The organism is Nitrospirota bacterium (assembly GCA_030684575.1).
In the GTDB taxonomy this organism is placed as follows: Bacteria; Nitrospirota; Nitrospiria; order Nitrospirales; family Nitrospiraceae; genus Palsa-1315.
On record JAUXVD010000023.1, the window covers coordinates 1 to 21,688 of the forward strand.

The 21,688-nt window shown below is 57.4% G+C and carries 20 protein-coding genes and 1 pseudogene; 10 read left to right on the top strand and 11 right to left on the bottom strand.

Annotated features, from left to right (window positions below; all coding sequences use genetic code 11):
* Positions 1-346: VCBS repeat-containing protein (locus Q8N00_16860; protein MDP2384455.1), on the bottom strand; the 346-nt coding region annotated here is incomplete at its 3' end.
* Positions 347-1,781: 1,435 nt separating this feature from the next.
* Positions 1,782-2,330 (bottom strand): response regulator, encoded by a 549-nt coding sequence (locus Q8N00_16865; protein ID MDP2384456.1) that lies wholly within the window; start codon positions 2,328-2,330, stop codon positions 1,782-1,784.
* An 845-nt stretch (positions 2,331-3,175) separates the two neighbouring features.
* Between Q8N00_16865 and Q8N00_16870 the strand changes: the two genes are divergently transcribed.
* Positions 3,176-3,691, top strand: a complete 516-nt coding sequence (locus Q8N00_16870; GenBank protein ID MDP2384457.1) for a histidine phosphatase family protein — start codon at positions 3,176-3,178, stop codon at positions 3,689-3,691.
* A 95-nt stretch (positions 3,692-3,786) separates the two neighbouring features.
* Here the strand turns inward: Q8N00_16870 and Q8N00_16875 are convergent, their stop codons facing one another.
* From Q8N00_16875 to Q8N00_16885, 3 genes are read right to left on the bottom strand one after another with little or no spacing between them, the layout of a single operon-like run.
* Positions 3,787-4,521 carry a thymidylate kinase gene (locus Q8N00_16875; GenBank protein MDP2384458.1) on the bottom strand — a complete coding sequence of 245 codons (735 nt, stop codon included), beginning with the start codon at positions 4,519-4,521 and terminating at the stop codon, positions 3,787-3,789.
* Positions 4,469-5,218 carry a dTMP kinase gene (gene tmk / locus Q8N00_16880; protein MDP2384459.1) on the bottom strand — a complete coding sequence of 250 codons (750 nt, stop codon included), beginning with the start codon at positions 5,216-5,218 and terminating at the stop codon, positions 4,469-4,471. Before tmk ends, Q8N00_16875 begins: the two co-directional genes overlap by 53 nt.
* A complete protein-coding gene (locus Q8N00_16885) occupies positions 5,215-6,768 on the bottom strand; it encodes a Ppx/GppA phosphatase family protein (GenBank protein MDP2384460.1) in 1,554 nt (517 codons plus the stop codon). The genes tmk and Q8N00_16885 overlap by 4 nt, the downstream gene beginning before the upstream one ends.
* A 473-nt stretch (positions 6,769-7,241) precedes the next feature.
* Here Q8N00_16885 and Q8N00_16890 point away from each other — a divergent pair, with 473 nt between their 5' ends.
* Positions 7,242-8,129: an SDR family oxidoreductase gene (locus Q8N00_16890; GenBank protein ID MDP2384461.1), complete on the top strand. Its 888-nt coding sequence runs from the start codon at positions 7,242-7,244 to the stop codon at positions 8,127-8,129.
* A 43-nt stretch (positions 8,130-8,172) separates the two neighbouring features.
* Here Q8N00_16890 and Q8N00_16895 read toward each other — a convergent pair whose 3' ends face one another.
* The 4 genes from Q8N00_16895 to Q8N00_16910 form a co-directional block, all read right to left on the bottom strand.
* Positions 8,173-8,616, bottom strand: coding sequence for a cytochrome c maturation protein CcmE (locus Q8N00_16895; protein ID MDP2384462.1), 444 nt, complete (start codon positions 8,614-8,616; stop codon positions 8,173-8,175).
* Positions 8,617-8,658: 42 nt separating this feature from the next.
* Entirely contained in the window at positions 8,659-9,852 is a 1,194-nt protein-coding gene (locus Q8N00_16900; protein ID MDP2384463.1) for a hypothetical protein, read from the bottom strand.
* Positions 9,853-9,861: 9 nt separating this feature from the next.
* A complete protein-coding gene (locus Q8N00_16905) occupies positions 9,862-10,074 on the bottom strand; it encodes a hypothetical protein (protein MDP2384464.1) in 213 nt (70 codons plus the stop codon).
* A gap of 327 nt (positions 10,075-10,401) precedes the next feature.
* The gene (locus Q8N00_16910) at positions 10,402-11,133 is read right to left on the bottom strand and encodes a chlorite dismutase family protein (protein ID MDP2384465.1); all 732 of its coding nucleotides are present in this window, start codon (positions 11,131-11,133) and stop codon (positions 10,402-10,404) included.
* A gap of 139 nt (positions 11,134-11,272) precedes the next feature.
* Between Q8N00_16910 and Q8N00_16915 the strand changes: the two genes are divergently transcribed.
* From Q8N00_16915 to thpR, 3 genes are read left to right on the top strand one after another with little or no spacing between them, the layout of a single operon-like run.
* A complete protein-coding gene (locus Q8N00_16915; protein MDP2384466.1) occupies positions 11,273-11,893 on the top strand; it encodes a hypothetical protein in 621 nt (206 codons plus the stop codon).
* Between the two features lie 33 nt (positions 11,894-11,926).
* The gene (locus Q8N00_16920; protein MDP2384467.1) at positions 11,927-13,228 is read left to right on the top strand and encodes a competence/damage-inducible protein A; all 1,302 of its coding nucleotides are present in this window, start codon (positions 11,927-11,929) and stop codon (positions 13,226-13,228) included.
* Complete coding sequence (gene thpR, locus Q8N00_16925; GenBank protein MDP2384468.1) at positions 13,225-13,833, top strand: RNA 2',3'-cyclic phosphodiesterase; 609 nt, start codon at positions 13,225-13,227, stop codon at positions 13,831-13,833. Before Q8N00_16920 ends, thpR begins: the two co-directional genes overlap by 4 nt.
* Here thpR and Q8N00_16930 read toward each other — a convergent pair.
* Together Q8N00_16930 and Q8N00_16935 are read right to left on the bottom strand one after the other, a co-directional pair.
* Positions 13,830-14,456 (bottom strand): hypothetical protein, encoded by a 627-nt coding sequence (locus Q8N00_16930; protein MDP2384469.1) that lies wholly within the window; start codon positions 14,454-14,456, stop codon positions 13,830-13,832. The two genes, thpR and Q8N00_16930, sit on opposite strands and share 4 nt — an antisense overlap.
* Positions 14,457-14,636: 180 nt before the next feature.
* A complete protein-coding gene (locus tag Q8N00_16935) occupies positions 14,637-15,725 on the bottom strand; it encodes a response regulator (protein MDP2384470.1) in 1,089 nt (362 codons plus the stop codon).
* Positions 15,726-15,888: 163 nt separating this feature from the next.
* Between Q8N00_16935 and recA the strand changes: the two genes are divergently transcribed.
* The 5 genes and pseudogenes from recA to mltG all read left to right on the top strand — a co-directional run bounded on the left by recA (position 15,889) and on the right by mltG (position 21,650).
* Positions 15,889-16,980, top strand: coding sequence for a recombinase RecA (recA, locus tag Q8N00_16940; protein MDP2384471.1), 1,092 nt, complete (start codon positions 15,889-15,891; stop codon positions 16,978-16,980).
* A 15-nt stretch (positions 16,981-16,995) separates the two neighbouring features.
* Positions 16,996-17,487 (top strand): regulatory protein RecX, encoded by a 492-nt coding sequence (locus tag Q8N00_16945; GenBank protein MDP2384472.1) that lies wholly within the window; start codon positions 16,996-16,998, stop codon positions 17,485-17,487.
* Positions 17,488-17,493: 6 nt separating this feature from the next.
* A complete protein-coding gene (gene alaS / locus Q8N00_16950; GenBank protein MDP2384473.1) occupies positions 17,494-20,124 on the top strand; it encodes an alanine--tRNA ligase in 2,631 nt (876 codons plus the stop codon).
* Positions 20,125-20,128: 4 nt separating this feature from the next.
* A pseudogene (ruvX, locus tag Q8N00_16955) lies at positions 20,129-20,533 on the top strand (Holliday junction resolvase RuvX).
* 85 nt (positions 20,534-20,618) lie between these two features.
* A complete protein-coding gene (mltG, locus tag Q8N00_16960) occupies positions 20,619-21,650 on the top strand; it encodes an endolytic transglycosylase MltG (protein MDP2384474.1) in 1,032 nt (343 codons plus the stop codon).
* Positions 21,651-21,688: the final 38 nt, after the last annotated feature.

Consider the following 21,688-nt stretch of genomic DNA (forward strand, 5'->3'; position numbering starts at 1 on the left):
TGTCTTGCACGGCATGCACCAGGTCGGTCTTACCATCCTGATTGAAATCGCCGGTGAGCCAGGTGCCGCGATTCATACCGTAGCCCTCCCAAGGACGGAAGGTGGCTACGTCAAAGGTGCCGTCGCCTTTGGCGGTCCAGACGTGGACGTAGTCGGTGTCTTGCACGGCATGTACCAGGTCGGTCTTGCCATCCTGGTTAAAATCTCCGGGGAGCCAGCGACCATCGGCTTCATAGCCAGGCCATGGCGAGAATGTTGAGACCGCAAAGTCCCCACTGTAGACGCGATTCTCGAGTACATAGGTCGTTAAACTGACGCACAGAATTAGTAGGACAGGCCAGGGCATGAAAGTGCGGTTCTGGACGAGTCCTCGCTTACCACCGACGCTCTCGCGTAGAGTGATAGGTCTCTGAGTCGAATGGTTGCAGCTGGATTTCATGGGAGTCTGATCCACCATGCTAGGCATTTCCCCGTCACTCTTCATCTCATCTACAGCCGTGAGCGTGCGCTCAATCTTCCAATTGATGCCCTCTAGCTAGGCTTCCAATGATATTTTCTCAATACCTCGTTAGTTGCATACACGTAGATGCTGTGGGTTGAAGTTTTCGCTCTACCGCCCGCTGTAACACTCATTCCGTCAGTAGGACATTTCTTCCTGGTTAAGCCAACCCGGCACCCTTCCGATAGACAGGTAGAGGTTTTGATAGGAGGGAGCCGGTGGCGATTGATTTTCGTATTCTGTGCGCGCTCATCCTGTTTGTGTCCCTCACCTTCACAGGCTGTCTGAACGTCGGGGTACGCGACCTGTCCCAGGGGGTATCGCTGCCTCTCGGATCTCCCGCTCTCTCTTCCGATCCTTATGTAATTCCGTTCGCTCATGATGTAGAGACCCTTACCTCTTCCCGACTTCCAGCGACTGAAAGTGTTGTCGGTCTCTCCATGTTCCCATCGGGGAGAGATTTTGTACCTTCTCCGGTTCGGTTCTCCCGGAACAGTGATGGGTCTATCTCTCTCCATTCAGATGGTAGCCCTGTGTCCCTGCTGCATGGACTCGACCCAGCTCTGGTGGATCCAGCCTTGCTCCCGTTTCTGTTTCCTTCCTGCGACGTTCCCGTCCCGCCGCGTTCGCGCTAATGTCCCTGGTTCCTTCCTGACACAGGACCTCTCATGACGTGGGTGCATGTGCTTCCCAGGTCGAGCGCCTTCTCCCTCTTTTCTGATCGAGTGGACCCTCTGTGGCGGAGTGCAATTGCCTGGTCCGGTACCGCGCATTGCAACAATCTCGGCGTGAGGGAGAAAAATCGACCGTGGCTCTGTGGCCGGATCCTTCTCTGGGTCCTATGCTCGTTCATTGCTTGACCTATCCTTTTCTCAATCAGGACCTGGGAGTAGGAGGAGGCGAAGACTCAGGTATTGCGGAAGCCGTCACTCACGCTCTGGTTGTCGCCCGACCTGCTCCTGACGAGGTGTATCGCAATGGATGTGCCAGTGGATTCTGTAGGCGGATTCGAGGAACATTTCGAGAATACTTTCATATTTAGTAGGTTTTCACGATGTTGAGCGGGAGCGTGGAGGGATGAAGCCCCTCAGTCGCAGCCACTGCTGAATCTATTTTGATTAGTAATGGATCTATTCCGATTCAGGTGGCGTTGTTGCGGGTGAGGAGGGCGCGGCTTGGATGATCGAGGATTGGCGGAGGCTTGTGTATTGCTCGCAGGTGTCCGGAGCATTTTCAGGCCTAGGGAGCTACGGCTGTTGGGAACCAGGCCGGAAGCCAGGTTTTACCGTCCGGTATTCCTGTCGTGATATTCCTGTAGCGTCTCGATATCGGAGGCGGAGACCGTTCTTGGTGTTGTGGATGGCATCGGTGGAGGCTCCTTGCCCGAGTCCTGCTGCTTCCTGATGGTGAAGAGATGGACGGAGGTTCGGACTTTTTGCAGCATGATGTCGCGTGACACGGGCTTGCGCATCCAGTCGCAGACACCGTCTTGAAGAATCCCCTGGAGAAAGACGGTGTCGTCGGTCCCGCTGTAGACGATGATGGGGATCGCCGGATGATCTTTCCGGAGATAATTGATGAGGTCCATTCCACTTCCGTTTGCCATGGCCAGGTCGCAGATCACGGTGCACACGGCGCTTGCCAGTTCCGGCTGATCTAACAGCTTCTTCGCGTTGTTGCCGTCCGGGGCGAGCCACACTTCATAGCCCTGTCGGCTCAACGTGATGAGCATGGTTTCTCGAAGGTCTTCATTGTCATCGACCACCAAAATTACTTCCTGCATCTCTCCGCCTCCCTGTTCGATCAGCGGTTCACTGGGGTTCTGGTCCATCTGGTTTATCTCGTGTTTTGGTTTAATGGGACTAATCGACTACACCAGTGAAACCAGGTGAATCACACAGAATCAAAGAAGGGCCGCGTCTTCATGGTTGGTGAACACGCGGCCCGCTGGGGAGACCTGTAGGCGGCCGTTGTACTCGGGGTGAGAGGCCTCAACACCTGAGGGGTCATCGGGCTGTTGTCGGTTGGCAGCCAGATGAAGGGTAGGCCGGATTCAGATCTCGCCATTGTTTTTGGTTGTGTCATGGCTGCTAGGACGTTCCTGTTTCATCTCTATGTTCAGTGTTTCGAGAGATTACGTCTTACTTCATGTTTCCTGTGACTGGAACCAGGTAGATTCTTGAGAGACTATTGTCTGCATCCTGTTCAGCATCCTCCTAATCCTCCCAGATCCAGGTCACAACCAAATAGATGACGGCAGCCATGAGGGTGTTGGAGACGATTAATGTTGCGGCAAAGTCCATCTCGATTCCCTCCTTGTTCGGATGCCCTCTGAGTGCTCCGTTAATATCGATCCTAATGAGCAAGGGGTGTGCCAGTTTGCTGATGCATGGGAGCGTTGAAACTGTTCGTGCTAACCAGCTGTTTTTTTTGTGTGAAGTGAATGTGTGGGTGATGAAGGAAGCGCTCTGTCGATGAGAGGGTTGGTGAAGGATTGAATCCATTTTGATTGCGATGGAATCGGATTGGGTGCAGCAGCTAGCGGGAGGGGCAGGACTTGCGTGACGGGTGCGACGAGCAAGCTATGATTTTTCCGGTCTCGCTTGTCCGGCTAGTGTTGTTCAGTTACTCTTCGGGCAGCGTGTGATTGATTATTGACGTAGGAATGGAGTCACGATGGATTGTCTACTCGTTCGGCATGGGATCGCGGTTGAGCGAGAGGAATGGGACGGGCAGGATGTCGATCGCCCCCTGACGGAGGAGGGCGTGCGACGAGTTCGTCAAGTCGCTGCTGGGTTGCGCCGACTGGCGGTACGTCCGACGGTGATCTATGCGAGTGCTGCGAGACGTGCGCTCGACACGGCGCAGTTGCTGCGTGATCTCTTAGCGAAGTCCTCTCGCATGGAACTCCGCGAGGAACTCTTGCCTGAGGCAACCCCGGAAGACCTGCTCCGCCTGCTCAAAAAATGTTCATCGGAATCTTGCGTCATCTGCGTGGGGCATGAACCGCAGCTGGGCATGGCAGCGAGTGTCCTGCTGTCCGGGCGAGCCTCCGACTCGTTTCCCCTGAAGAAGGCCGGGGCCTGTCTGATCGAGCTGTCGATTCCGGTGAAGCCAGGACAGGGCCTGCTCCGTTGGTGGTTGACGCCTGGTCAATTGCGGGCGATGGGAAGGCTGAAGACCAAAGCCTGATGGGGCATGGTCTGTCTGGCCCTCTCGTCTGTTTTGTGTATTCGGCTGTACCAGAGAGACCAGACGATCCAGACGAACCAGAGAGACTCGCCTGCTTATGCCGGATGGATCAGGCGGTCGGACGGCAAGGCAGGGCTTCGCATGTTGGTGGCGAGCAGCGGCTGAATCTTGCTGCGCAGTTCGTCTTGAATTTCATCGGGCGATTTTCTGGCATCGATGACTTCAAAGTGGAACTCTTCCGCCATCTTGTCGAACTCCTCGATCAGGAGCGATTGATACTTCTTGAAGCTATCGTAGAGATCATTGCCCAGCCTGAGGTCCATTCCCGACTCCCAGAAGTTCATGCCTTTGGTTTCGATGACGCGCAGCACGAGTGTTTCGACGTCGATCCGCATATAACAGACGAGGTCGGGCACTAAGGCAAAGCCGAAGACGTCTCTGGCCCATTGGCGGTTCCCGCTGCGGACAAAGTCTCGCGCGAGGGCGGTGTAGATATACCGGTCGGCCAGGACGATGAAGCCTGAGCGAAGCGCGGGAATGATTTCGTGTTCTAAGCGGTCTGCGAAGTCGGTGGCGTAGAGGAGACTGAACGACCAGCGGTCGAGAATGTTGCCCTCTTTGGCCATTTCGATCGTTTTGGACATGAGATTGGAACGGGTCCAGCCGGTCGTGATCACGCCATAGCCCTGCACCTCCAGCCATTCCTGCAGCATCTCGATGTGCGTGGAGCGACCGACGCCGTCGGTGCCTTCGATGGCGATGAGTTTCCCCTTGAGGTCACTCGGATTTAGGTACGTCAAACCGTCGCCAAAATACTGTGCGTCGACCATGGGTGCCCCGTCTTGGTTTGTAGTCTGTGAGCGCCTCTCCGACGAGCCGGCGCATGTCGTTTTGCTGGGCCTCAATGTCTTTCGTCGCATCCAACGTGATGAGCTGATACTCGTCGACGATCTTCTCGTACTGCGACAGGATGTTCGATTGGAAGAGGCGGAAGCTTTCGGTGACGTCCTGGCTCAAGTTCATGTCCATCCCGGCTTCGTAGTACTTGAATTGTCCGCGTGTGCCTCCGAGGAGCCGCGAGATGGCCACCTCGATCGGCACCTTGAAATAGAAGGCCATGTCCGGGGTGATCGCGAAGCTGTAGAGCTTGCGGACCCATTCTGGCGATACGCCACGGACCACGTCTCGCGCAAAGGCGGTGTACATATAGCGGTCGGCCAGGACGATCATGCCGGCTTTGAGCGGGGGCAAGATGTCGTGGTACAGACGGCTGGCAAAGTCGGTTGCGTGCAGCAAGCTGAAGGTGGTCGGCGTCAGGCTCTTGTTCTTTTTGCCCCGTTTGGTCGTGTCCTTGACGAGTTCCGAGGAGTTCCATTCCGTGAAGAAGACTTTGTGACCTTTCGACTCCAGCCACTTATGCAGTAGGAGGAGTTGCGTGCTCTTGCCGGATCCGTCGATGCCCTCGACGATGATGAGTTTGCCTGGGTAGGGATGGGGCGTCATCAGTGGAGGGGGTTGGTCGCTCATTCGGCATCGTCCTGTGCCATGACGGAAAACTTCAGGCGTCGGCGGAACACCCGTTCAAATAGATCCGCCCGCCCTGCTGCCGCCCAGGTTTCTAGCTCGGCATCGCCCGTGACATGGAGGTGAATCGTCAGGGTGGCGGTGGTGTATTTGACATCCAGGGTGCGGACGACCGAAAAATGCGTTCGGTCTAGGCCATCGGCGATTCGAAGCAGCGCGGACAAAATTTGCACGATGCGTTTGTGTTTGGGAGAGAGGTTGCTGAAGCCCTCGTGTTTCAAAAGCGGGATGGCTCGCCGGTGGTAGCGTGCCACATTTGCCACCACCTGAATCTCCTCGCCGGACAATCCGCCGAGGTCGCTATTCGTGATCAGGTAGTAGGCATGTTTATGGTGTTGGCGTTCGTTGATGAGGTAGCCGACGTCGTGCAGGATGGCGGCATATTCCAGCCAGTTTCGCTCAGTGGGTCCCAGGCGATGGAGGCGGATGGTCTGATCGAAGAGGCGGAGGACCAAGCTGGCGACGTGCAGGCTATGGGTTTCCGGAGCCTGGCAGCGACGAGCCAAGGCGATGACGTTGCGCCGCCGCAAGTCTGGGATTTCGGCTTCGGCTTTGAGTCGCTCACGGTGGCGATGGATGAAGTCGTAAATGATACCTTCACGGATCGCCTTGTCGCAGAGGATGAGTTCATCTCGCCCTGAGAGCTCCATGAGCCGGCGCAGGACGATCGTGGCAGGCAGGAGGGTGTCGACGCGTTTGGGGTCGAGCCCGGAGATTGCCAGTCTGGCTTTGATGGTCGATTGACGGAGTACCTGCTCGACTTCTTTGATGTCTTTGAGTGAAACCGTGGCGAGGTTGATTTGGAGAAGCGGGCGATTCGTTCGGCGTAGATGAATGACTTCCGCCAGGTTGCCTGCCATGCCGGAGGTGGCGATCAACGAGTCGAATCGCTTCGTCTTGAACGAATCGAGTGCGGCCTGTAACTGCGTCGTCACGCGGTCTTCGAGAGAGCGGAGCATCCCCTCTGGGGGTGGCGTGCGTTTGAGGAATTCATCCGCCAGTCGAATGGCACCAAGTTTAAGGCTTTTGGCATGGAGAAGCTGGTCCCTATTGCCGACCATGAGCTCGACCGATCCTCCCCCGATATCCACCGACAGCGTGGGCTGCTCGGTCATGGGGACGTTATTTTTAACGCCCAGGAAGATCAGCCTGGCCTCTTCGGTGCCGCTGATGACGCGAACGGTCAGACCCGTTTGCTCGGCGACGAGATCGATAAAGTCTCCCCCGTTTTTGGCCTCACGCACGGCGCTGGTGGCCACGGCAATCATGCGATCGTAGCCCTTATTTTTAGCCAGGGTGACGAGATGGCGAATGACGTCGAGTCCGCGGGTGACGGCCACATCGGACAGGCGATGGGTCGAGAAGGCGCCATCGCCGAGTCTCGTCATGTCTTTGAAGCGATCGAGGATCTTGTAGCTTGCGTCCGGCTGGATCTCTGCCAGTACCATATGAATGGAGTTCGTTCCGATGTCGATGACGGCAATCTTAGCCATTATATATAATGTATATTAAACAAGTATCTATATAGTTAATATGAACGTATTCACGAGATCTATCCCCTGGTATTCCTCCGCACATGTACCTGTATTCATTACACGGCTAGACGGCTATCTCTTCGCCAATGAAATGAGCGGGGTAGGGTCTGCAATGGCGTCATAAACCATAATGAAATGGCTGTGGCCTGTCAAGGTTGTGCGGTTTAATTCTTGATTACTTTCTGGTGCGCTGCTCTCTCGCGGGCCGTCATGATACTCTCGCCTGGCTGGTTGCTGAAAAAGTCTGCCAGCTTCGTTCTCGGTTCATCGAAATCCTCAACGTACCACAAGGGTACGCCCCCGGTTTCGATTTGCCTGCGGCCTTGCCGGACAGACTTTTTGAGCAACCTGCTTGAGCGCATTCCTTATTGTGCCAGATGTGTCGAGAGTCAAAGTTCTCACGTGCCCATAGAGTTTGTCCGGAGCGTACTATGTCTGATCGTTCGTCGCCCATGACGGTGGTGGTGACCGGTGCTTCGACCGGTATTGGTGCGGCTTGTGCCCTCGATTGTGCCAGTCGTGGAATGACGGTATTTGCCGGGGTGCGCGATCCTCGGGCAGGGGAGGCGTTGAGTGCGAAGGCCGGCCCGTCTCTCATTCCGATCCTGCTCGATGTCACCGATGAATCATTGATTGCGCAATCTGTCGACGTGGTGCAGCGAGTCGTCGGGGAGGCTGGCCTCGGTGGACTCGTCAATAATGCCGGGATCGTTGTCGGGAGTCCGCTCGAAGTGATTCCCCTCTCGCAACTCCGGACGCAACTTGAGGTCAACGTGATCGGACAGATCGCCGTGACACAGGCGTTCCTCCCGTTGCTCCGACTGGGCCACGGTCGAATCGTGAACATGGGGTCGATTGCCGGTCGCGGCACCATTCCATTGTTGGGGCCATATTCGGCCTCGAAGTATGCGCTCGAGGCGCTGACGGACGCGTTACGCATGGAGTTGCAACCCTGGGGGATCCAGGTGTCGATTATCGAACCGGGGGCCATTGCCACACCCATATGGGAGAAATCAGGCAAGGCAGCAGAGGAGCTCGAGGCCTTGGCGGGCGATGAGGCAAAGGCCCTGTATGGTGACGCGGTGAGTCGAGTTCGTGAGGCGGTTGCCCAGTCTGCTGAGCGGGCGATCTCACCGGATGCTGTGGTTCGAGCGGTGCATCATGCGTTGACGGCCGCTCGCCCGAAAACCCGTTACCTCGTGGGGAGCGATGCCAAGCTACGGGCCTGGATGGTGAAGTGGTTGCCCGATCGCATGCAAGATACCCTGCTAACCATGGCACTACATTATCCGCGTAAAGGTTCAGCCCGAAGAGGGTAGGAGAAAAGGTGAGGTGAGGCGAAAAGAGAACGGGGAGCTGTTGCTAGCCGACCAGATCGGGGTTGAGCCGATTCATGGACTTGATCGAGAGCGCTTTGATTTCGTTGTAGATGATCGTGCGGCCTGCTTGGCGAAGGCGAGAGAAGACTCCTTCAACAATCACTTGGTCGCCTTCCCGTACTTCGATCTGTCCGAGGCTGATGACTTTCAGCGTGCCAGCTTGATCTTTTAACAGAAACCCATAGGCCGGTTGGCCTTGGCGATTCGTCGCGAGCTGGACGTTGGTGACCTGGCCGGTAACTACGACTTCCTGGCGGTCGTACTGTTCGGGATGGGTGAGGAGCTCAGCGATTTCCAGAAGACTGGAGGCTTGGGCCATCAACGGAAGCGCGATGAGGATGAGAGAGAATGCAATGGCTCGCAGAACCAGAGCGCATGAGGCGCTACGGCGTTGACAGGGTGGCTGAAGACTCGTCAGTGTGACCATGATGTGATTGTATTATACCTCACCGGGGACAAAGCGCAATCGTTACCACTTATCGGAGGCTTTGCCGCTCGCGTCTTCCCCTCTCATGCTACTGAGGATTTGAGCCTGCATTTCGCTCAATTCCTTCACGGCAGGTTCGGAAGAATCTTCCAGTGCGCCTGCTTCAAGCTTCTGTCTTGGCGCGGTCCGTTTGAGTAATTCTTCGTCTACTGCTTCACGCGAGGTGTCCATATCGTTGAGGATAGCGGTGAGCCGCTGCAGTCCGAACAGGTTCCTGGTGATTTCAGAATGCATGGCGTTGGAGCTGGCTCCGAAGACGAGCGAGGTCCAGAATTTTACTTCACTTTCCTCGGCCAGGCTGCCCCAGACCATCAAGGTCAGTTTGTCGATGAGCGCAGATTCTGTTTTTTCCAATCCGTCGTAAGTCGAGAGCGAACGTTCAATGGGCTGCTCGGCCAGCACGGTGAAGGTTTCTTTCCACAAATCCAAAGGCGATGTCGTTGCGGCCGCATCAGGCGCACTGGCCCGTAACGCCAGCTGGATTGCCTGCAGATATTGCGTGAGGTACTTCACTTTGCGGGCGGCAAGACTGCCAGCCGGGATGCCCCACACGTGGCCGATTTCGTGGTCCTGCAGCGGCGCATAGATGGCGGTCTGCCGCTCGCGTTCCGCCAGGTTGAGCCGCTTGTGATATTTCTCGGCCATGCGGAGTTGGGTTTGGTATTCGATACTCAGCCGTTGCCGCTGATACTCTTCAGCCGTGATCTCATCGGCGTCCCACCGTTGTTCAAGCTGGCGGATTGCCGGTCTGGGTAGCACGGTTCTAGCGGAGGCCTGTAAGGCGTCGAGCGTGTCGGCGGAGACGGCGAATTGCTCGGTCAGGATGACGCGGGCGCGCGCGGCGAGGTCCTCACGGAGTCGCGCAAGTCTCCCGAGAGATTCGCATTGCAGCCAGGTCCGTTCTCGCTTGAGTCGTATCTGTCGGCGGTATTGGTCTCGTCGATCCGTCACAGCCTTAATGGCTTCTTTCGTCATGCCGTTCATGCGCTTGGTGCCGGAGACGTTGCGGGGATCCGGTTGGTCTGCCACCATGTAGAGGATTTCTTCGTCCGTCACGTCGAAGTACTGGAGCATGATCAGGCGGAGCATGATCCGGCCTTGCATCGGCATGGCATCGATGACGGATCGAATGATGTCAACGGTCAGAAGAGAAGCTGGTGAAGCGGTGGTGGTCATTAGGAGCCCCTATGCGGTTCCGGAATGGCGCGATTCCAGATAGAGGGCGACGTACTCGCGAATCTCTTGAATGGTCCCGCTGACGAACATGTCTCGTGGGATTTCCACGCGCGTGAGGGTAGCCGGGTCTACCCCGCGCTCAATCGCGTAGTCTTCGTCGATGTACAAGCTCAACGATCCGTCGGGAAAGCGGATTGCGTACAGTGCGTTATTGTCAGCCATGGTTCTTGTCGAGGCGCGATTCCTCTAATGTCCGCCTCTCATTCGATACAGGTATCATATGGGGGATTCTGCTGTCAAAGCGGTGAATCCGCAGCAGAATGCTGAAACAGCCCGCCAGCTTCGTTCTCGCCTCGAACGCATCCTCAACGTACCCCTGAGGGCACGCCTCCGGTGCGTTCGTCGGATGCGGCCTTGCTGGAAGAACTGCTTGAGCATTCTGTCGGGATGGGCCCCCCTCTTGTCTAAGAGCGGGGAAGCTCTCTCAATAAACAAGGCCTTCGATCGTGAGACCGAAGGCCCTGTCCGATATTCTCTTTCGGCGTGGCGTTAGCCGCCGAGTGTGTCGAGCGTTTCCTTGAGGGTCTTGCGAATGCAGGTGAAGATCGGCGTATCGCGCAACGTGTAGCGTGAGCCTTCGGTTTCGCGAAGTGCCATCACGAGGTCCAGGAAGTCTTCGGGCTTATCGCTTTCAAACGCCACCACCCATTCCTGGTCGTCCAATCCGAACGAGTAGGTCGTGTTCAGCTTCACGGAGGGGAAGCGATGGCCGACTTCGATGTGCTCGTCCATCATGCCCTGCCGCGCGGCCTTCGTCAGCAGGAACCATTCGCGTGTCTTGAGGAACGGGTAGACGAAAATGTACTTGGCTTTACCTGGCACGACAGTGAGGCGCTTGCTCTCTTGGTTCTCGTGGGTATGGTGATCCACGTAGACCGAACGTTTGGTGATCGCGAGATAGGAATAGGGAGTGGTGAGGTACTGTCCCAAGCCCGAGGCCAGGATTTTCGTGGTCATTTCCTGGAAGAGTTCCAGTTCATAGCTGATCCGCCACAACATGATGTCGCAATCGCCCCTGATGCCGATCGAGGAGTAGGCCACTACGAGGACTCTGCCGGCGTATTCTTCGACTGCGCGCTGGAATTCTTCTTTCCCTTTCGTCCGTTCACTCGCGGGAAGGCGTCGCCAGGCTGGATCGATTTTATAAAAGGCAAAGTTTACATATTGACGCTTTGGTGCTGGGGGCGCGGTGGGCGCCGGGGTTTGTTCAGGGGTCGACATTGAAACTCCTCCGTATAACTTCTTGAAAAGGCACACTAAGTAGCGATCTGGTTGTTTATCACTTCATCTTTGCAGTTGTCAACCGGCAGGCGCGCGCGCGGGCTGTTCGTTGACAGGAGAAAAGTGATCTGGTACTGGCATGTCCATGCGGGTTGTATCGCTCCATGAGATGAAGCGTCTGTTGCTGTGCGGGGGCCTTGCCGCAGTGAGTTGTGTCTTGCCTGTGACGGCCCATGCCATCGACGTGCATCCCACCGCGGCGCAGATTCAGACCGCACTTGAACAGGGAAAAGAGGCGGCGCAGAAGCAGAGTCCTCCGGATACGTTTTATGTTCGGTTCGGCGCCACCGATGAGCTCCATCCAAGCGGGTTTTTGATCACGAAGCTCGGTGGTCTGTCGGTCATGGCGACACATATGGCTCTACGGGGGATTCTGCCGAGCGAGACCGATGTGACGCAGGTGCTGGAGGGCCAGACCATGCTGGTCAGTACCGTCATCTTCGGCAACGTCCCCAGCTTTGCGGTGGACAGTTATATGGTGTTCGATCAGGGCGGAAAAACCATCAAGCCTCTGACCATCCGCTTCGATGGGTTTGCCAACCGCAGTGCTGCCTGGCCGGAGAGCCCGCGATTCAAAGCCAAAGTCATCGCGTCATTTAACTATGCGGATTTCGACCCGAACGCCAAGACGACTATCACGGTCTTTCCGGCGAACGGCGGCGAGACGAGCTTCACCGTCGACTTTTCACTCTTCCCGTAGTTCATCCGGTTGGTCACGTTCCCATTGAGTCCTATGCCTAAGGCCCGCACCCTCCCAGTATTAGATGCAGAAACCATCGCCATCGGCACCGAGCTGTTGATCGGGGGCCGATCCGACTCCAATTCTCTATTCCTTGCCGATGAGCTTGGACGTCTGGGTATTGCCGTTCGCTTCAAATCGGTCGTCGGCGATGAACGGCAGGATATTGTGTCGGCCATTCAGACAGCTGTGAAGCGAGCGCAGGTCATCATTATGACGGGTGGGATCGGCCCCACCGTGGATGATTGTACGAGAGAGGCGGTGGCCCAGGCGACCGGACATCGGCTCGGTCGTCGCAAGGAGGCGTTGGAAGGTCTGACGGCTCGACTCGCACAATGGGGTCGTGTCCCGAACAGCGGCCAGTTGCGCCAGGCTCTCATCCCATCCGGTGCGACCGTGCTGAAGAATCCACTTGGCTCTGCGCCGGGATTTTCTCTGATCTGGAAGAAGGCATCGATCATTTCTTTGCCTGGCGTGCCGCGGGAGATGGAAGAGATGATGCGGCAGGAAGTAGTGCCGTTGCTCCGCGCAGCAACGGCATCATCGGGCCAGCCTCCACGTCTGCCGATTGTTCGTCAGGTATTTCATACGGTCGGCCTGGCAGAAGCTGACGTCGATGTTGCTCTCAAAGGGCTAATTCCGAAAGGGGCGCCTGTCGACCTGGGGATGCTGGCATCGCCGATGGGAGTGTTGGTTTCCCTGACGACGAAAGGGACCCAATCTGTCCCGAAGAAACAGCATGATCTGCTCCAGCAGTTGGCGAACGATGTCCGGGTACGACTCAGCAACTGGCTCTTCGCCGAAGGACGCGACACGATGGAAGAGGTCGTCGGGCGGGAACTCGCCAGACAGGGGCTCATGGTAGCGATTGCGGAGTCTTGCACCGGTGGATTAATCGGCCATCGCCTGACACAAGTCGCCGGTTCATCTGCCTATCTGGATCGTGGAGCGGTCTGTTACAGCAATCGGGCAAAGACGGAGATGTTGGGCGTGCCGGCGGAGCTGATCGCGAAACATGGCGCGGTCAGTCAGGAAGTCGCCGCCTCCATGGCGAAGGGCATTCGCGAGCGTGCTAATGTGTCGGTGGGACTGAGCGTGACTGGTATCGCCGGGCCTGGCGGCGGGACCGAGACGAAGCCGGTTGGGCTCGTCTTTATTGGATTGGATGGTGGAGACGGCCAGCCGATCACACAAGAATGTCGATTCCACGGTGATCGGACGGTCATCAAGCAGCGATCCTCGCAAGCCGCATTGAATCTCCTTCGCCGCTGGTTGCTCGATCAAGGGGCGAAGTGATCCGGGCCTTCCTTGCCGTCGAACTATCTCAAGAGCTGCGTGCCGAGCTTGCCACCATCCAGCAGGAATTAAAGCGTAGCATTGAACCGGAGAGCAAGCGTGGTACGCGTATCTCCTGGTCATTGCCTGCCTCGATCCATCTCACGCTCAAGTTTCTTGGCGACATGGATGAGCAGGTCATTGATCCTTTGCGCGGCGCGATTGAAACATCGATCGAGCGGCAGGCGGCCGTGACTGTCCCGATTGAACGAATCGGTATGTTTCCTAATCCGCAGAGTCCGCGGTTGTTGTGGGTCGGACCGTCGGAGCATTGGGAGAGGGGCGAGGAGGCGAAGCGAGTTGTTGAGATTCGTGGCGCAATTGAACAGTCCTGTGAAGGCTTCGGGTTTCTTCGCGAGCCGAGACCGTTCCGCCCTCACCTGACCTTGGCACGAATCAAGATGGGGGAACGGCACATCGGAGTTGCGCTTGCTAAAAGCGGCGCGCTGGATCGCCCGCGTTCATTGGGCTCCCTGGCGATAGAGTCGGTTGTGCTGATGCAGAGTGAATTGAAGCCGACCGGTGCGGTCTATACGAAGCTGTGGGACGTGCAGTTGCGAGGTTAATCCTTCGCTGCGGTGCCTGGGGATGAGCGGATTTCATCGGATAGACCTCGAAGGGCCAGGGTCACATTGCGAAAGGTGCGATCAAGGTTCGCCATCACCTCAGTTTCCTCTTCTCCCCAAGCCCAGAACGATAACATCAGTTGCTGACCTCGCTGCCGCTCCGGTGGCCCTGGCAGGGTCGTAAATCCAACCGACATGATTGTGGCGCCGATGGCGCCTTCTTCGAAGGCGGGATCGGTGTGATTCAAGGCATGTGCAGCGGCGTTGGTCAGCCAATGTATCTGCCCCGGCGATGTATTCAATGCCAGGTCTCGGTAGAGGATCATCAGGCGACCGGAACATTGCAGGCGTTTGGAGGACTGGGTCGTGGCAGTCGGGCCGCTAAAAGCACAGTCGTTGGACTCAAAGACCGACTCGGGGCCATTGAGCCATTCAAGGAGTAGATAGAAGGTCTCGATCGCTGGGTACCTGCTCCATTCCTGCATATCCTCAATCGATGACCGGATAAGTTCCGGACTGCTTCTAAAATTATAATACCGATGTGCCGGATTGGATTCACTATCGACCCAAGGGTGTGCCCGAGGGCTCAGGGAGTCCGGGTCGCTGTGTTCGTAGACCTTCATCGTCCATTCAACGTCATAAGGAGTTGGCCAGGGTTGATACGTGTGGTGTGGGGGACAGCATAGCAGTAAGTCATCCAGCATAGATGAATCCAGGCGGCATTCGTTAATAACTTGGAGGTACTCGCTAGTACTGGGAGGGCGTCAGGATGTGAGGCGCGTATCTCGCTGAGGGAGTCTCGTTCAATGTTGGGGGGGCTGTTCACGCATCGTCCGGCAGAAGAGTTCGGTGAGCGCAGGATCGAAGGCGGTGCCGGCTTGCTGTTCGATCTGTTCTAGGGCGTCATGGATAGGGAGCGAGGTTTGTCCTGTCTTTTCGGCGGTGAGATCGTCGAAGGCCTGGGCGATGCCGACAATGCGAGCGAGCAGGGGCGTGCCTTCTTCGCGCAGGCCGAACGGGTATCCCGTTCCGTCCCATCGTTCGTGATGTAGGGCGATAATCTGGACGGCATCCGGTGACAGCCCCATCGCGCGGCCCATCCTGGCGCCCAGGTCTGGTCGATGGATTTGCGGGTCGGATTCGATGCTCAGTACGTGACTGCCAGGGGCGCTGATCAAGTCGAGATCATGCACGAGTGCGCCGAGTGCGAGGGACTGCTGTTCAGCAATGGGAAGGCTGAGACGGTTGGCCACCAGCGTCGAGTAAAAACTCACGCGGCTTCCATGGTTCAGCAGGTGGCGGTCCTTAGCTTCTAAAAGGTCGGAGATCAGGGGGACCAAGGGCGAGGTCTCATCGCTATGCGACGAGGACAGCGACCCTGTGCGGTTCATGGCGGTGTAGTCATCGACGAGGGCCTGCCAGGCTTTGGTGCAGGCTGGTTCCGGGCCCCAGAGAGTGGTCGAGTTGGTGAGCGCCGGGCGCAATTGATCCAACCGTTGTTTCTTCTGGGCGGTCTGTAAGGAAATCGCCAATAACTCAGAGGCATTGAACGGTTTCAGGAGGAAGCCTGCCGCGCCATGGCGGATGCAGTCCATGGCCGACTGCAGACTGCCGTAGGCCGTCACCATGATGACTTCGATCTCGGCATGCTCGCGTTTGATGTCTGTCAAGAGGTCCGACCCTGAACGATCGGGCAATTTCAAGTCCAGCGTGACGAGGTCGACGCCGTGATCGTTTAACACGGCCAGGGCTGTCCGCGCATTGTCGGCGGTGAGAATGTGGAAGTCTTGTTTGAGTATCTGTGTGAGGGCTGCGCGGGGTGCGGCCTCATCGTCGACGATCAAGACCGTCGGTTTCTGATCAGTGGTATCGGGAACGAGAGTCGAAGGCATAGGGTATCTTGTAGCGCCATCTCCATCGTCCGTCAATGAAATCGCACAAATTAGGTGTCGGCTCCCTGTCTGTACGGCCTATTGTCCGGAGTTTCTCTGCTAGGTTTCCGTCTCTCAACTTGGGTATAATGCCCCCGATCTCTCTATTACCAGAGGAGTACCCATGGCAGAAAAAGACGACAAGAAGCGTGCGCTGGATCTCGCCCTGTCCCAAATTGAGAAGCAATATGGGAAGGGGGCGATCATGAAGCTGGGGGGCGCGGATGCGCCGGTGGATATCCCCGCAATTTCGACCGGTTCCCTCGGACTCGATATTGCCCTGGGCGTCGGAGGGGTCCCTCGCGGCCGGGTGATCGAGATTTTTGGTCCCGAGTCCTCGGGCAAAACGACGCTTACGCTGCATGTGATTGCGGAAGCGCAGAAGGCAGGCGGGACAGCGGCCTTTATCGATGCGGAGCATGCGCTGGATTTGGGTTATGCCAAGAAGCTGGGTGTGCAGGTGGACGATCTCTTGGTGTCGCAGCCCGATACCGGCGAACAAGCGTTGGAAATTGCCGAGACGCTCGTCCGGAGCGGCGCGATCGATGTCATTGTGGTGGACTCTGTTGCGGCCCTCGTGCCGAGAGCCGAAATCGAAGGCGAAATGGGCGATGCGCATATGGGGCTGCAAGCGAGGCTCATGTCGCAGGCGCTGCGTAAGTTGACGGCGGCCATTTCCAAGTCGCAGACGACCTTGGTCTTTATCAATCAGATCAGGATGAAGATCGGCGTGATGTTCGGTAACCCGGAGACGACGACGGGCGGCAACGCGCTCAAGTTCTACTCGTCCGTGCGTCTGGATATCCGGCGCATCGAGTCGATTAAGGACGGGCAGGAAGTCACCGGCAGCCGCGTACGTGTGAAGGTGGTGAAGAACAAGATGGCGCCTCCGTTCAAACAGGCGGAATTCGACATCATGTTTGCGCAGGGCATTTCGAAAACCGGCGAGTTGGTCGATCTCGGAGTCGACAAGAAAGTCGTGGAGAAGTCCGGGGCCTGGTATTCCTATCAGGGCGAGCGGCTCGGGCAGGGACGCGATGCGGTCCGGGATTTTCTTTTGAGCAATCAGCCGTTGGCGCGTGAAATTGAAGGGAAGTTGCGTGACATCGCCGGTCTGCCAGGACGCACGTCTGAGAAGCCGGTCGTGCCCGTCAAGGACGAGAAAAAGACCGAGGAGAAACGTGAGGAGCGGCGACCGCACAAGGTTGGCGCCTAACAGGCTGCCAATCGGATGGTGGTGAGACGGCAAGGCATCAGCACGGCAGCATCGTCTCCCGATCAGTGGTTAGAACTTGCGGTGCGAGCATTGGCCCGTAGCGATCGGACGACGGCCCAGATCGAACGACTGCTCGCGGCGAAGGGGGCATCTCCCTCGCAGGTTCGCGCCACGGTTCTACGGCTGATCTCGTTGAGATATCTCGACGATGTGGTCTTCGCAGAGCGGTGGGTGGACCGACGACTCGCCCGTATGCCGATGGGGCGCGCTCGCCTGCAAGAAGAGCTGCTCGCTACCGGTTGTCCCGAACATATCGTCCAGGCGAGGCTACGGGTTACCTACCGCAAGGTGAGTGAGCTGGATTTCGCGCAACAAGTGATTGAAAAGGCAGCGCGGGCGACATCGGGTCAGACGCCGGGTCGTCTCGCGAGACTGTTGAGCCAGCGTGGCTTTGACGAAGAAACGATTGAGACGGTGATGGGGCCTCTGATGCGAGAGGAACGTTAAGGGAACATGAAGAACAGCACTCACGAATTGCGACAGGCCTTCATCCGATATTTCGAACAGCATGGCCATCAGGCCGTGCCGAGTTCTGCCTTGATTCCTCAGGCTGACCCCACCTTGCTCTTTACCAATGCCGGGATGAACCAGTTTAAAGGGGTCTTTCTCGGCGAGGAAACGCGCGCCTATAAGCGGGCGGTCACCGTCCAGAAGTGTCTCCGTGCCGGAGGCAAGCACAACGATCTGGAAAATGTCGGCTACACGCGCCGCCACCATACGTTCTTTGAAATGTTGGGGAACTTTTCTTTCGGCGATTACTTCAAGGAAGAGGCCATCCTGTTCGGATGGGAGTTTCTGACCAAGACGGTCGGTCTCGAGAAGGACCGGATGTGGGTCACCGTTTTTCGCGACGACGACGAAGCCGATCTGCTCTGGAAGAAGATCGGCGTGTCGCCTTCCCGCATCGTGCGGTGCGGAGAGAAGGATAACTTCTGGCAGATGGGGGATACAGGCCCCTGTGGACCCTGCTCGGAACTCCATTTTGACCAGGGGCCGTCGGTGCCGGGCGACGATCGGCCGAATGGGGAAGGCGATCGCGTCATCGAGATTTGGAATCTCGTCTTCATGCAGTACAACCGGGATGCGGCGGGCACGCTCCATCCGCTTCCCAAACCGAGCATCGATACCGGGATGGGGCTCGAACGGCTGGCGGCTGTCGCTCAGGGTAAGTACAGCAACTATGACAGCGATGTGTTTACGCCCTTGCTCGACGCCGTGGCCGCCAGAGCCGGGGTTCAGTACGGGGGGCAGGAGACAACCGATCGGTCGATGCGTGTGGTGGCGGATCATCTTCGCGCGATCACGTTCTTGATGGCGGATGGTGTCTTGCCCTCGAATGAAGGACGCGGCTATGTGTTGCGCCGGATACTCCGCCGGGCTGCGCGCCATGGGCGGTTGCTGGGCATCGTCGAGCCCTTTCTCCACGAGTTGACGGCGGCGGTCGTGACCCAGATGGGCCCGGTCTATTCAGAAATCCGTGGTGCGGCCGCGACGATTGCTGAGGCGACCAGAGGCGAAGAGGAGCGGTTCATCGCGACGCTCGATCAAGGCTTGCCGATTCTGAATGAGTTGATTGCGAAAGCGCGTTCGGCCGGGAGCAAGATTCTCACGGGCTCCGACGTATTCAAGCTCTACGATACCTATGGGTTTCCGATGGACTTGATGGGGGAGGCCTGCCGCGAGCAGGAGATGACGCTCGATGAGGCGGGGTTCGATCGGGCCATTGAGGAGCAGAGGACTCGCGCGCGCAAAACAGGGGGCTTTGAACAGGAAACCACCCGTCCCGCAGTTGCGGAGCTGGCTGGTCGTCTGGGGGCCACGAAGTTTATCGGCTATGACCGGCTGGAGAGCGACAGCGTCGTCCTTGCGATTTTGAAGGGCGACCGGTTGGTCAAGGAAGCGGCAGAAGGGGATGAGGTTGAATTGGTCCTGGATGTGACCCCGTTCTATGCGGAGGGTGGTGGACAGGTCGGTGACCGTGGCCTGCTGAAGGGCCCTGATGGCCAGGTAGAGATTCAGGAAACGACGAGGCCAGTACCGACCGTGATCCTGCACAAGGGGACCGTCATGAAAGGGCGGATTCGCGAGGGCGAGGCGCTTCACACGACCGTTGATGCGACGACGCGGCAGGCCGCTCAGCGAAATCATACGGCCACCCATTTGCTCCATGCCGCGTTGCGCGACATGCTCGGTCCTCACGTGAAACAGTATGGGTCGCTCGTTGGACCAAATCGCTTACGATTCGACTTTGCCCATTTCAGGCCGCTGACCTCTCGCGACATCGATGAGATCGAAATGGTCGTGAATCGCGAGGTGCGAAAGAACGAACGAGTCGCAACCGAGGTGATGAGTATTCAGGACGCAGTGGCCAAGGGCGCGTTGGCTTTCTTTGGCGATAAATATGGGGAACAAGTAAGGGTGGTGACGGTTGAGTCGTTCAGCAAAGAGCTCTGCGGCGGCACCCATTGTCGGCAGACGGGTGATATCGGTCTGTTCAGAATTGAATCGGAGACCGGCGTCGCGGCCGGTGTGCGCCGTATCGAAGCCCAGACCGGGAGCGGGGCGCTCGCGCACATGAAGCGACTGGAAACGGATATTCGGGAACTCGCGGACTTACTCAAGGTTGGCCAGTCCGAGTTGGTGGCCAAAACTCGTAAGGTCATCACGCAGTTGAAAGATAAAGAGCGCGAACTGGAAGAGCTGAAATTGAAAATGGCTAGTGGTTCAGCCGTCGAGTCTGCGGCGAAAACGATCGCTGGTGTCCAGGTGCACGTGCAGCGAACGGACGGCCTGGACGTGAACGGGATGCGGGCGTTGGCCGATCAGTTGCGAGACAAGTTGAAGAGCGGTGTCGTGGCGCTCGGGGCCGCGAACGATGGCAAGGTGTCGTTACTGGTCGTGGTCACGAAGGATTTGATCGCGCGATTGAAAGCGGGCGACCTCATCAAGGCGATGGCGGCGGAAGTCGGCGGGACCGGCGGCGGCAGGCCTGAGATGGCGCAGGCCGGCGGGAAAGATCCGGCCAAGCTGGATGCGGCGTTGGAAAATGTCTTTGGGCTGGTCGAACGGATGTTGGAGCGGTAGACTGATGGAAGATGGTAAACGGGTGCTCGCACTCGATTACGGGACGGTGCGGATCGGCGTGGCCCTCAGTGATGAGATGGGCTGGACCGCTCAACCGCTGGAGACGCTTACGCGGCGCACGTTGGATCGGGACATTGCGCATATCGCCGCCCTCGTAGGGATGTATGAGGTCAGGCACGTGTTGTTGGGTTTTCCCCTTCAGTTGGATGGCCGTGAAGGTCCGGCGATCCAAGCGATGCGTGAATTTCAGGCTCGGTTAGAAGCGGGCGTATCCGTTCCCGTTATTTTGTGGGACGAACGCTTGACGACGAAGTCGGCCGAAGACCTCTTGATCGCGGCCGATGTCAGCCGAAAGAAGCGGAAGGGTGTGGTGGATCGCATCGCCGCATCGATCCTGCTCCAAAGTTACCTGGCGAGTCTTGAGCCGGAACCGACGAGGGAGCCGGAAGCATGGGCGGAGGGGTCGTCGGAACAAGAAACGGTAGAACCACCTCATGAATCTACGGATCGTGGTCGCATTTCTGCTGGTCGCAATGGTCGGACTTGGCGTCGCGGCCTATCAGACGATTCGTTGGGCTGAAGGCCCGGTCGTTCCTGAGCAGGAGCGCCCTTCTACGAAAATCATCGTCATTCCGGATGGCTCGACGTTCCAATTTGTGGCGTCGCTACTCGAGCGTGAACGATTGATCAAGAGCCGTTCCGCCTTTGTGCTCCTTGGGAAATCTCAAGCTGTCGACCGGAAAATCCATGCGGGCGAGTACGAGTTGAGCCCGGCCATGACGCCGGCCGAGATCCTTGCGAAACTACTCAGCGGTCAGGTGGTGCTGCACCCGTTTACGATTCCCGAAGGGCTGACCCTCACCCAAATCGCTGACCTGCTCTCACAGCAGGGCGTGACGGATCGCGCAGAGTTTATCCGGCTTGCAAAAGATCGGTCATTCATGGCATCGCTGGGCATTCAGGCCGAAACCTTGGAAGGGTATCTCTACCCCAATACCTATAAGTTTCCTCGCACCGTGAAGGCGCGCGAGGTCTTAGTGGCGATGGTTGGGCAGCTACGGCAGGTGGTTGGACCGGACCTTCTTGCGCGAATGCAGGAACTCAAGATGACGATGCATGAAGTGTTGACGCTTGCGTCCGTCATTGAAAAGGAGACCGGGTCTGGCGGCGAGCGACCCGAGATCTCGGCGGTGTTTCACAACCGTCTGAAGAAGCATATCCCGTTACAGAGCGATCCGACCGTCATTTATGGGTTGCCGGCATTCGACGGAAACTTGCACAAGAAAGACTTGTCGTATCCCAGTCCCTACAATACCTATCGGGTCCAAGGGCTGCCGCCTGGGCCGATCGCCAACCCAGGCATTCAGGCGATTCGCGCGACACTCTATCCGTCCGATTCACATTCCTTGTATTTTGTGTCGCGAAACGATGGAACCCACCAGTTTTCTGCGACGCTCATCGAGCACAATCAGGCCGTGGAGAAGTATCAAAAGCGGCCGTTTAGACGGTCTCTCCCGCACATGTAACCACTCGTCCTGTTTTCCCCAGTCTTTCCCTCTTCATC